At 55.8% G+C, this 11,942-nt stretch carries 9 protein-coding genes; 7 read left to right on the top strand and 2 right to left on the bottom strand.

The window, feature by feature from the left end; genetic code table 11:
• Positions 1-452: 452 nt before the first annotated feature.
• Positions 453-1,331: an acyltransferase gene (locus ACQY6F_RS02050; RefSeq protein WP_428771916.1), complete on the bottom strand. Its 879-nt coding sequence runs from the start codon at positions 1,329-1,331 to the stop codon at positions 453-455.
• A 160-nt stretch (positions 1,332-1,491) separates the two neighbouring features.
• On the opposite strand from ACQY6F_RS02050, the gene ACQY6F_RS02045 reads away from it, so the two are divergent.
• Positions 1,492-2,484 (top strand): DUF2860 domain-containing protein, encoded by a 993-nt coding sequence (locus tag ACQY6F_RS02045; RefSeq protein ID WP_428771915.1) that lies wholly within the window; start codon positions 1,492-1,494, stop codon positions 2,482-2,484.
• A gap of 15 nt (positions 2,485-2,499) precedes the next feature.
• Here ACQY6F_RS02045 and ACQY6F_RS02040 read toward each other — a convergent pair whose 3' ends face one another.
• Entirely contained in the window at positions 2,500-4,023 is a 1,524-nt protein-coding gene (locus ACQY6F_RS02040; RefSeq protein ID WP_428771914.1) for a YifB family Mg chelatase-like AAA ATPase, read from the bottom strand.
• A gap of 464 nt (positions 4,024-4,487) precedes the next feature.
• Between ACQY6F_RS02040 and ilvG the strand changes: the two genes are divergently transcribed.
• The 6 genes from ilvG (at position 4,488) to ACQY6F_RS02010 (ending at position 11,915) form a co-directional block, all read left to right on the top strand.
• Positions 4,488-6,134, top strand: a complete 1,647-nt coding sequence (gene ilvG / locus ACQY6F_RS02035) for an acetolactate synthase 2 catalytic subunit (RefSeq protein ID WP_428771913.1) — start codon at positions 4,488-4,490, stop codon at positions 6,132-6,134.
• Between the two features lies 1 nt (position 6,135).
• Positions 6,136-6,420, top strand: coding sequence for an acetolactate synthase 2 small subunit (gene ilvM / locus ACQY6F_RS02030; protein WP_428771912.1), 285 nt, complete (start codon positions 6,136-6,138; stop codon positions 6,418-6,420).
• A 13-nt stretch (positions 6,421-6,433) separates the two neighbouring features.
• Positions 6,434-7,393, top strand: a complete 960-nt coding sequence (locus ACQY6F_RS02025; protein ID WP_428771911.1) for a branched-chain amino acid transaminase — start codon at positions 6,434-6,436, stop codon at positions 7,391-7,393.
• On the top strand, positions 7,386-9,227 hold the full coding sequence (ilvD, locus tag ACQY6F_RS02020; RefSeq protein ID WP_428771910.1) for a dihydroxy-acid dehydratase: 1,842 nt from the start codon (positions 7,386-7,388) through the stop codon (positions 9,225-9,227). The genes ACQY6F_RS02025 and ilvD overlap by 8 nt, the downstream gene beginning before the upstream one ends.
• Before the next feature lie 3 nt (positions 9,228-9,230).
• A complete protein-coding gene (ilvA, locus tag ACQY6F_RS02015) occupies positions 9,231-10,763 on the top strand; it encodes a threonine ammonia-lyase, biosynthetic (protein ID WP_428771909.1) in 1,533 nt (510 codons plus the stop codon).
• A 171-nt stretch (positions 10,764-10,934) separates the two neighbouring features.
• On the top strand, positions 10,935-11,915 hold the full coding sequence (locus ACQY6F_RS02010) for an MDR family oxidoreductase (RefSeq protein WP_428771908.1): 981 nt from the start codon (positions 10,935-10,937) through the stop codon (positions 11,913-11,915).
• Positions 11,916-11,942: the final 27 nt, after the last annotated feature.

Raw genomic sequence — 11,942 nt, 5'->3', positions numbered from 1 at the left:
AATGAGAAATCTGGGTATCACTCTATGGTGATTTAATCTCAACCAGGCATTTACCAGCAGCAATGTCCGCGACTAGGGGGATCATTCCCAGGCCACTGACCTCGCTGTCCATGACGCCTTTGAATACAAGCTACGGACTGATTTCGAGCTAACCGCGATTTCAGAGCACAACACTGACTCCTGTTTTAATAGTTACGGTTAACCCAATGGTCCGAATTTTTTAAATGAAACTCACGAAACCGATTAGCAGGCTAACACGGTTAAAAATCACTAAGATCGAAAATGTTAACAAAAAGTGAACCTCGTCTCGGTTTGTAACTGTATTTTTACACTAACAGTATAAATGTGAGGTGATGAGGCTTTTGTGTGGCTAGCGATTTAGAACGAAAGTTACGCCAATAAAAAAAAGCCGCTTACCCTGGTGCAAGCGGCTTTGTTTTTTTAAGGCGGAGCTATTTATACAGCTGTTTCAGCTTGTCGTCTTTACGCTGCCAGACATCGGCCAGCCACACCTGAAACTGGCGCTTGAACGGCTTATCATTGAAGTAATCGCCGGAAACCTGTTCGTCAATCGGCAGCAGATCGGCGTGAACGACGATTTTAGTCATCCGCCCCATCAACATGTCTTTGAACGGCTTATTGGTGTTGTTCGGGTAAGCCAGAGTCACATCAATTATATTGTCAAACTGATCGCCCATCGCGGCCAGCGTATAGGCGATACCGCCGGATTTCGGCGGCAACAAATACTGATAACCCGATTTGCTCTGTTGGCTCTTTTCTTCCGTATAACGGGTGCCTTCAACATAATTGACCACAGTGGTGGGGCTGAATTTGAATTTACGGCAGGAACGGCGGGTGGTTTTCAGATCCTGGCCGCGCTTTTCCGGATGGCGAATCAGGTAGGTGCGCGAATAGCGACGCATAAATGGCATGTCCAGCGCCCAACAGGCCATACCGATAAACGGCACATACAGCAGCTGCTGTTTAAGGAAAAACTTCGGCATCGGAATCCGATCTTTAAACACGCAGCACAGCACCACAATGTCAGTCCAGCTAAGGTGATTACTGATCAGCAGGTACCAACCGTCTTTACGTAAGTCTTCGACCCCTTGTACATCCCATTCCACCCGGTTGGACAAGCGCAGCATGTACGCATTGATGGTCGCCCACAGCCACATCACCCGGTTGGCTAATGCGGTTCCTTTCGCTTTCAGCTCCGGGGTTGGCAGCAACAATTTCAGCAACGCGATCACACAAATCACAATTGAACATAAGGCCGAATTAACAATAACGAGAGAAACATTGAGAATCAGTAATAGGTAAGCCAACATATCCGGGTATATTCATCAAGGAGTTGAACAATAAAACAGCGTGTAATTATACAGAGCCACCGTCAGTTTGGAATCTCTGTTGATATGGTCAGATTAGTTACACATGACTCACTAGGACATACCGGCCCCGCTTTCGGCCAACAATGGTTAGGAGAACCAAATGAAACAGCCACTGCTCGCGCTCAGTTTACTGCTACTCGCCCTTCCGGCCAGCGCTCAATATGGACGGCAAGAGCCCGGTTTGAGCGGCGAACTGTCCCTGAACGGCCTCTATATTTCCTCTCAATCCCAGTTTAATACCGACGGCACCGCGCGCATCGACAGCCTAAACCAGCGCCCGGAAACCGAAACCCGAACGCTATTTGCCCCGCTTGGCAACGTTCGCTATACCTTTGGCCGCCGGGCCGACAAACAACTGTTCGCCGGTACAACCCGGAGCGATATTGCGGTCGGTACCCTGGCGTTTGAACTGGGTTACCGCCAGCAGTTGATGCGCAATGGCACCTCGGTGGCCGTGTCTTGGCTGCCAACCATCCTGGCCGGGGAAACCTGGGCCGACCCTTTCTTACTCGGCAGCAACCGTACCACCACCGATGAACGTGGTAATGCGTTCAGGTTGCGACTGGAGAATATTGCCGGCAGCGGGGTGAGCCTAGACACAGCTTACGGTAAGAAATCACTGGACCAAGAGCGATCCGGCAGTAGCTGGGGGCTCAGCCAGACCCAGCAGGATTCCCTGCGCAGAAACGCCAGTTACAATTATCTCAAAGCCAACTACCGATTGTCGGTCAGCCGCAGCACTTCGATTGCACCGGCGCTGGTGTATATCCATACCTCCGCCGACGGCGCCGCCTATTCCAATGATTCACTAGGTGGTGAACTGAGTATCTTCCATCGCACTGGCCCGCATCAGCTGGCGCTCACTGCCGGTTACAGTGAACGGCACTTCCGGCAGGGTCACCCACTGTATGGCGACAGCAAACGCAACGACAGGGAATACAATATCTTCCTAGCTTATGAACTGCAGCAACTGTTAGGCTGGCCGAATTTGTCCTTGGTCAGTTTCGCCGGTTACAACCAGGTCGAGAGCAACCTCAATTTTTACGATGAAGAGCAGCTGCTGGCTTCACTGGGGTTAAACTTCCGCTTTTAACCGCTACCGAGCGACTCAGGCCAGTTGCGCGGTCAGTTGCTTCAGTAGCCGGTCCATGGCCCGATAACCCAGCGCTTCCGCCAGATGCGGGCGCTGGATATTGGCCGACTGCTCCAGGTCGGCTAATGTGCGCGCCACCTTAATGATGCGGTGGTAAGCGCGAATCGATAACCCCAGTTGGTGCAGGGCGGTCTCCAGAAACTGTGCGTCGGCTTGCTCCAGCACGCAATAACGCTCCACTTCACGACTGCTCAGCAGCGCGTTGACCTTGCCACAGCGCTGGCGCATTGTTTCCCTGGCGGCCAACACCCGCTCCCTCACCACTTCGGTCGATTCACCGCGGTGACCACCCTGTGCCAGGGTGCCTTTTGGCAGTGCCGGGATCTCCAGTGACATATCAAACCGGTCGATCAGTGGCCCGGACAGCCGGCTCAGGTAGCGCAGGATAGCCTGCGGGTTGGCGCGGCTTTGCTGACCTTCGTAGTAGCCGGTCGGGCTGGGATTCAGGGCGCCGATTAACTGGAATCGGGCCGGGAAACGGGTTTTGCCCTGCGCCCGGGAAATGATGATTTCCCCCGACTCCAGCGGCTCTCGCAGTGAATCCAGCACCTTGCGGTCAAACTCGGGCATCTCGTCCAGAAACAGCAGGCCGTTATGGGCCAGCGAGATCTCACCCGGACGGGGAATCGAACCGCCGCCCACCAGAGCCGCCATGGAACTGGAGTGGTGCGGAGCACGAAACGGCCGCTGCTTCCAGTTAAACTGATTGATGTCCTGATGCACCAGCGAGCCGACCGCCGCGGTTTGCATCGCTTCCTCATCGCTCATTTCCGGCAGCAGATCGCACAACCGGGATGCCAGCATAGTCTTGCCGGTACCGGGCGGGCCTAAAAACATCAAATTGTGGCCACCAGCGGCGGCGATTTCCAGCGCCCGCTTGCCCTGCTGCTGGCCGATAATATCTTGCAAATCCCGCCCCGACGGCGAAGCTTTGGCCGCTGACGGGCTCTGAAACAGCCCCAGTTCGGTCTGGCCAGACAGCTCGGCACACACCTCGAGCAGGGTTTGCGCCGATTTATGTTGTTGTGCCCCCACCAGCGCCGCCTGGTCGCCATTTTGCTCCGGTACCAACAGACAGCGCTGGCTCTGATTGGCGGCCAACGCCGCCGGCAATACCCCTTTCACTGGCCTTAACTGGCCAGAAAGCGCCAGCTCACCAACAAACTCATACTGATGCAGCTTGGCTTCCGGCAGCTGTTCACTGGCGGCCAGAATCCCCAGTGCGATCGGCAAGTCAAACCGGCCGCCCTCTTTCGGCAGGTCAGCCGGAGCCAGATTTACCGTGATCCGTTTGGCCGGAAATTCATAACGGGAATTGATGATGGCACTGCGGACCCGGTCCTTGGCTTCCTTGACCGTAGTTTCCGGCAAGCCAACCAGGGTGAATCCCGGCATGCCATTACTGATGTGCACTTCAACCGTGACGGCCGGGGCTTCCACCCCAACACTGGCCCGGCTATGGATGATTGCAAGTCCCATTACGCTTCCTTGTTGTTGAATTGATTCGTTTATCACCGCCCGCTGGGCGAGATTAAGGCAACCGAGCTTGTTATATAGCCTGTCGCACCATTGACTGAATGTGAAAAAAGAATGACTTTTTGCTTGTCAATTAACAGAAAGGTGTGATACCACTAGAGACGCAAACATTTTCGTACCATATTTAGCAACACAACAACATCGAAAAGAAATGAATATCATCGCCCGTTTCAACGCACTAATTATCCTACTTATCGTGGTCATTATTGGCACCGCGCGGGGGATTGTGGGCGACAGATAACCACAGTTTAGAAAAAACCCCCGCACTGGAAAGTCCGGGGGTTTTTTTTCAACTGTTGCAACGGAATGTAATTGAAATTTAATTAAAAAATAACAGGAAAAATGGGAGCACACATGGCGTGCAAAACAACACAACATCGCAACAGTGCGAATAACGGAGGCCAGGCATGACAGGCGCGGAATTGGTCGTAGCCGCCTTGCAGCAACAAGGCATTAAAACCGTATTTGGCTATCCGGGCGGAGCCATCATGCCGATCTATGATGCCCTCTATGACGGCGGGGTCGAGCACGTGTTATGCCGACACGAACAGGGCGCGGCAATGGCGGCGATTGGTATGGCCAGAGCCAGCCAGGATGTCGCGGTCTGTATGGCCACCTCGGGGCCAGGGGCAACCAACCTGGTGACCGGGCTGGCAGACGCGTTTCTGGATTCAGTGCCGTTAGTGGCCATCACCGGACAGGTCGCCACCTCGCATATCGGCACCGATGCGTTCCAGGAGATGGATGTGATCGGTATGTCTTTGTCCTGTACCAAGCACAGTTATCTGGTCACGGACATCAACGAGCTGGCGCCAACACTGGCCGAAGCGTTTGAAGTGGCCAAGACCGGTCGTCCCGGTCCGGTGATTGTCGATATCGCCAAAGACGTTCAACTCGCTGAAGCTCCTGTTACTAGCCTTACCCCTTTTACTCCTCCCCCTCTCCCTGTTGTCACCGATCAAGCTATCGCCTCTGCGCAGCAACTGTTATCTGAATGCCATCGTCCGGTATTCTACGTCGGTGGTGGCGTGCAGCTGGGTAAAGCGACCGAGGCCGTACGTGAATTTCTCCGTCTCAACCCGATGCCGTCAGTCAGCACCCTGAAAGGTCTGGGCACCATTGAGCGCCATGACCCGCACTATCTGGGGATGCTGGGGATGCACGGCACCAAGGCGGCTAACCTGGTGGTGCAGGAGTGTGACCTGCTGATCGTTGTCGGCGCCCGTTTTGACGACCGGGTGACCGGCAAACTGGAAACTTTTGCCCCGCACGCCAAAGTCATCCATATCGATATCGATGCGGCGGAAATCCATAAACTGCGTCATGCCAATGCGCCGCTGCGCGGTGATATCAACGCCGTTCTGCCACGCCTGGAGCTGACCCAGGATATCAGCCCGTGGGTACACCACAGTGAAAGCCTGCGCAGCGGATTCAAGTGGCGTTACGATCACCCGGGTGAGCCGATTTTTGCCCCGCTGCTACTGAAACAGCTGTCAGACACTATGCCGGACAGCGCCATCGTCTCGACCGATGTCGGCCAGCACCAGATGTGGGCGGCCCAGCATATTCAGCCCCGCCAGCCACAGAATTTTATTACCTCTGCCGGTCTCGGCACCATGGGCTTTGGTCTGCCGGCAGCGATGGGGGCTGCGGTGGCCCGGCCGGATGACCAGTCGATCCTGATCTCCGGTGACGGCTCCTTTATGATGAACGTCCAGGAACTGGGCACGCTGAAACGACGCAAAATTCCGGTCAAGATCGTGTTACTGAATAACCAGCGTCTTGGCATGGTGCGCCAGTGGCAATCGCTGTTCTTTGACGGCCGCCACAGTGAAACCATTCTGGACGACAACCCAGACTTCGTGATGTTGGCAAAAGCGTTTGATATTCCGGGTAAAACCATTACCCGCAAAGAAGAAGTGCAACCGGCACTGGAAGAAATGCTGGCCTGCGACAGCGCTTACCTATTGCATGTTCTGATCGATGAAGAAGAGAACGTGTGGCCGTTGGTACCGCCGGGTGCTTCAAACAATGACATGCTGGAGAATACCTAAGATGGAAAGATATCTAATCGACATCAAAGCGGACGACAAACCTGTCCTGCTGGAGCGCGTGCTGCGTGTTACCCGTCACCGCGGTTTTGTCATTAAGCAAGTCGCGGCCACGCAAAACCACGAGAGTAAAATTGCCAGTGTAGAGATCATTGTCGACAGCGACCGACCGATATCCTTTTTGACCAATCAGATCGAGAAATTGTGGGATATTCGCAGCGTTGAGGTCACAGTGATCAAGAGTAACGAACTGCCGAACAACAATTTACAGCAGAAGATCTACGCATAAGGAAGGCACGTCAATGGCAACAACAACTGCCGATTACATCTGGTTTAACGGCGACATGGTCCCCTGGGCGGAGGCCAATGTTCACGTTCTAACCCACGCCATGCACTACGGGACGTCAGTGTTTGAAGGTGTGCGCTGCTATAACACACCCAACGGCCCGGTTGTATTCCGTCACTACGATCACGCCAAGCGACTGAAAGACTCGGCCAAGATCTACCGTTTCCCGATCCCCTACACGATTGAGGAAATCATGGAAGCCACCCGTGAGACCTTGCGCCAGAACAAACTCAATGACGCCTACATACGTCCGCTCGGATTTGTCGGTAACGTGGGGCTGGGCGTCTGTCCACCGGTCGACACCAATATGGACCTGATCATTGCCGCCTTCCCCTGGGGGTCTTACCTGGGCGAAGAAGCGCTGGAACAGGGCGTGGATGCAATGGTTTCCAGCTGGCATCGCGCCGCACCGAACACGATCCCGACCGCCGCCAAAGCCGGCGGTAACTACCTCTCTTCACTGCTGGTGGGTGGCGAAGCCCGCCGCAACGGCTATGCCGAAGGCATTGCCCTGAGTGTCGACGGTTACCTGTCGGAAGGCGCCGGTGAAAATATTTTCGTGGTCAAAGACGGCGTGATCACCACGCCACCGGCCAGCAGCTCGATTTTGCCCGGCATCACCCGTGATTCGATCATGACCCTGGCCCGGGATATGGGCTATCAAGTATCTGAAGCCAATATCGCCCGAGAGGCGCTCTATCTGGCTGATGAAGTGTTTATGACCGGCACCGCGGCAGAAGTCGTTCCGGTGCGCAGCGTCGACAAAATTGAAGTGGGTATCGGTAAACGCGGACCGGTAACCCAGGCGATTCAGCAAGCCTATTTTGGTCTGTTCAATGGCACCACGGAAGACAAGTGGGGCTGGTTGGACTACGTCAACCCGCAACAACAGCAAGGAGAAACCAGCAATGCCTAAATACAGATCAGCCACCACCACTCACGGACGTAACATGGCCGGCGCACGCGCACTCTGGCGAGCCACCGGGGTGAAAGACGAAGACTTCGGCAAACCGATTATCGCGGTGGTGAACTCCTTTACCCAATTCGTACCGGGCCACGTCCACCTGAAAGATCTCGGCCAGTTAGTCGCCAAAGAGATCGAAGCGGCGGGCGGCATCGCCAAAGAGTTCAACACCATCGCGGTCGATGACGGTATCGCCATGGGTCACGGCGGTATGCTCTACTCACTGCCTTCACGGGAACTGATCGCCGACTCAGTCGAATACATGGTCAACGCCCACTGTGCCGACGCCATGGTCTGTATTTCCAACTGTGACAAGATCACTCCCGGAATGCTGATGGCTTCGATGCGACTGAATATCCCGGTCATTTTTGTCTCCGGCGGCCCGATGGAAGCCGGCAAGACCAAATTGTCTGATCAATTGATTAAACTCGACCTGGTAGACGCCATGATCCAGGGCGCCGACCCGAAAGTGTCTGACGAACAGAGCGAACAGATTGAGCGTTCGGCCTGTCCGACCTGCGGCTCCTGCTCCGGTATGTTTACCGCCAACTCGATGAACTGCCTCACCGAAGCTCTGGGCCTGTCTCAGCCAGGTAACGGCTCAATGCTGGCAACTCACGCCGACCGTAAAGAGCTGTTCATCAACGCCGGTAAGCGCATCGTGGAACTGACCAAGCGTTACTACCTACAGGACGATGAGTCCGCCCTGCCACGCAACATTGCCACCAAGCAGGCATTTGAAAATGCCATGGCGTTGGATATCGCCATGGGCGGCTCGACCAACACGGTACTGCACCTGTTGGCGGCGGCTCAGGAAGGGGAAGTTGACTTCGATATGACCGATATCGACCGCATGTCCCGCCAGGTGCCTCACCTGTGTAAAGTGGCGCCGTCCACCCAGCAGTACCATATGGAAGACGTCCACCGTGCCGGCGGCGTGATCGGCATTCTGGGCGAACTGAACCGGGCCGGGCTGCTGCACAACCAGGCCAAAACGGTACTGGGGCTGAACTGGGTGCAGCAGTTGGCGCAATACGACATCGTCGAGACCGACTCGGAACAGGTGAAAGAGTTTTACCGCGCCGGCCCGGCGGGGATCCGTACCACGGAAGCTTTCTCGCAGAACTGCCGTTGGGACAGCCTCGACGATGACCGCGAGGGCGGTTGTATCCGCACCAAAGAGCACGCCTTCAGCCAGGACGGTGGTCTGGCGGTACTGAAAGGCAACATCGCGCTGGACGGCTGTATCGTCAAAACCGCCGGGGTTGATGAGAGCATTCTCAAGTTCACCGGTCCGGCTGTGGTATTTGAAAGCCAGGAAGACGCCGTGGAAGGCATTCTCGGCGGCAAAGTCAAAGCCGGCGATGTGGTGGTTATCCGCTACGAAGGGCCGAAAGGCGGTCCGGGCATGCAGGAAATGCTCTACCCGACGACTTACCTGAAATCGATGGGGCTGGGTAAAGAGTGTGCACTGCTGACTGACGGCCGCTTCTCCGGCGGTACTTCAGGGCTGTCTATTGGTCACGCCTCTCCGGAAGCGGCCAATGGCGGGGCGATTGGTCTGGTGAAAGACGGCGATCTGATCGCTATCGATATCCCTAACCGCTCGATTTCCTTACAGATCTCCGATCAGGAGATGGAGCAGCGCCGCGCCGAACAGGACAAGCGTGGCTGGAAGCCGGTCGATCGCCAACGTGAAGTCTCTTTTGCACTGAAAGCTTACGCCAGCATGGCGACCAGTGCCGATAAAGGGGCGGTACGAGACAAATCTAAGCTCGAGGGCTAACGGATGAGCTTAACCAGACAGACTGGCGCAGATTACCTGCGCCAGATACTCAGAGCACCAATCTACGAGGTCGCCACGGTGACCCCGTTGCAGGATATGCCGCGCTTGTCGGCCCGGATTGGCAACCAGGTGCAGATTAAACGCGAAGACCGTCAGCCGGTGCACTCGTTTAAACTGCGTGGGGCCTACAACATGGTCTCCAACCTGACCGAAGCGCAGAAAGCCGCCGGGGTGATCGCCGCCTCCGCGGGCAACCATGCCCAGGGGATGGCGCTGTCGGGCACTAAGCTCGGCATCAAAACCATTATCGTGATGCCCAAAACCACCCCGGACATCAAAGTCGATGCCGTACGCGGTTTTGGCGGCGAAGTGGTGCTGCACGGCAGTAACTTCGATGAAGCGAAAGCGGAAGCCGAACGCCTCGCCGAACTGCACGGCTACACCTTTGTGCCCCCGTTTGACCACCCGCTGGTGATCGCCGGTCAGGGTACGATAGGGATGGAGATGCTGCAGCAGAACGGCCATCTGGATTGTATCTTTGTGCCGGTCGGCGGCGGTGGCCTGGCGGCCGGTGTCGCAGTGCTGATCAAGCAGCTGATGCCGGAAGTGAAAGTGATCGCCGTTGAGCCGGAAGATTCGGCCTGCCTGAAAGCGGCGCTGGATGCCGGTGAGCCTGTGGTACTGGATCAGGTCAGCATGTTCGCCGACGGCGTGGCGGTCAAACGTATCGGTGAAGAGACTTTCCGTCTCTGTCAGCAATATATTGACGATCACGTCACCGTCTCCAGCGATGAGATCTGCGCGGCGGTGAAAGATATCTTTGAAGATACCCGCGCGATTGCCGAGCCATCCGGTGCCCTGGCGCTGGCGGGACTGAAAAAGTACGCCGAACAGCATCAGCTGGCCGACAAACAGCTGGCAACCGTATTGTCCGGTGCCAACACCAACTTCCACGGCCTGCGCTACGTGTCTGAACGTTGTGAGCTGGGTGAAAAACGCGAAGGCCTGCTGGCGGTGACCATTCCGGAACGTCAGGGCGCCTTTTTAGAGTTCTGTCACCTGATCGGTGGCCGGGCAGTGACCGAATTTAACTACCGCTACAGCGACGATGAGTTAGCCAATATCTTTGTCGGCGTACGGTTGCAGAACGGTCAGCAGGAACTGGACGGCATTATCCATGACCTGCGTGATGGGGGCTATCCGGTGGTGGATCTGTCGGAAGATGAAATGGCCAAACAGCACATTCGCTACATGATCGGTGGCAGGCCGTCCAAACCACTGCACGAAAGGCTGTACAGTTTTGAGTTCCCAGAGTACCCGGGGGCACTGATCAAGTTCCTCAACACCCTCGGCAGCCACTGGAACATCAGCCTGTTCAACTACCGTAACCACGGCGCCGATTACGGCCGGGTACTGTGTGCATTCCAGCTGGAAACGTCAGATTTGGCTGAGTTTTCCAGCCATCTGCGTGAACTGGGCTACCAGTGCAAAGACGAAAGCGAGAACCCCGCCTACCGCTTTTTCCTGTCCCGTTAATACGCTAACCTCAAGTTTAAAGCCGGTCTCTGACCGGCTTTTTTATTTGCCATCCGACGCAAATGCGTGATGCACATAGATATAATGCTAAAGTTTCATTTTAGTCATAGTCTCCCTGCCGCTACACTAATTTAAAACCCCGTTAAACGCAGCACACCTTGGGAGATACTCATGTTCGATGCACTGCTACTCAAATTAGAAGACAAACGCACCCAGGCTGACATTCAGCAAATCGACGAAAGCCAACTGCCGGAAGGCGATGTGCTGGTGGCAGTCGACTACACTTCGCTAAATTACAAAGATGGCCTGGCGATCACCGGCAAAGGCAAAATCATCCGCAATTTCCCTATGGTGCCGGGCATCGATCTGGCCGGTACTGTGATCAGTTCAGACGATGAACGCTACCAGGCCGGTGACCACGTAGTCTTGACCGGCTGGGGAGTCGGCGAAAATCACTGGGGCGGTATGGCGCAAAAAGCGCGTCTGAGAGCCGACTGGCTGGTGCCGCTACCTAAAGGTCTGAGCAGCAAGCAGGCGATGATGGTCGGTACCGCCGGTTTTACCGCCATGCTCTGCGTTCAGGCACTGCTGGACGGTGGCGTCACCCCGCAATCCGGACCGGTACTGGTGACCGGTGCCAGTGGTGGCGTCGGTTCCGTGGCCGTCACGCTGCTCAGTCAGCTGGGCTTCCAGGTGAGCGCGGTCACTGGCCGGGTGGAGCAGAATGGTCCGCTACTGAAACAGCTCGGTGCCAGCGAGATCATCGACCGGTGTGAGTTTGAAGCACCGGCCAGACCACTGGAAAAACAGCTCTGGGCGGGCGCCATCGACACCGTCGGCAGCAAAGTGCTGGCCAAGGTGCTGGCGCAAATGGACTACAACAGTACCGTCGCGGCCTGTGGCCTGGCGGGCGGCTTTGATCTGCCTACCACAGTGATGCCGTTTATTCTGCGCAACGTTCGTTTGCAAGGAGTCGACTCGGTCATGTGCCCGACCGAGAAACGCGTTCAGGCCTGGGAAAAACTGGTCGAGCTGCTGCCGGTCAGCTACTTTGAGCAAGCCTGTACTGAAATCTCGCTGCATGACGCGCCTAAATACGCTGAAGACATCACCAATGGCCAGGTAACCGGCCGGGTAGTAATCAAGCTGTAATCTATCCTTGGAGCCAGCTTTCTACTG

The organism is Vibrio sp. (assembly GCF_050299255.1).
Classification (GTDB): domain Bacteria; phylum Pseudomonadota; class Gammaproteobacteria; order Enterobacterales; family Vibrionaceae; genus Vibrio.
Note: the sequence above shows the minus strand (reverse complement) of the source record. Positions and strands in the feature narration are given on the sequence as shown.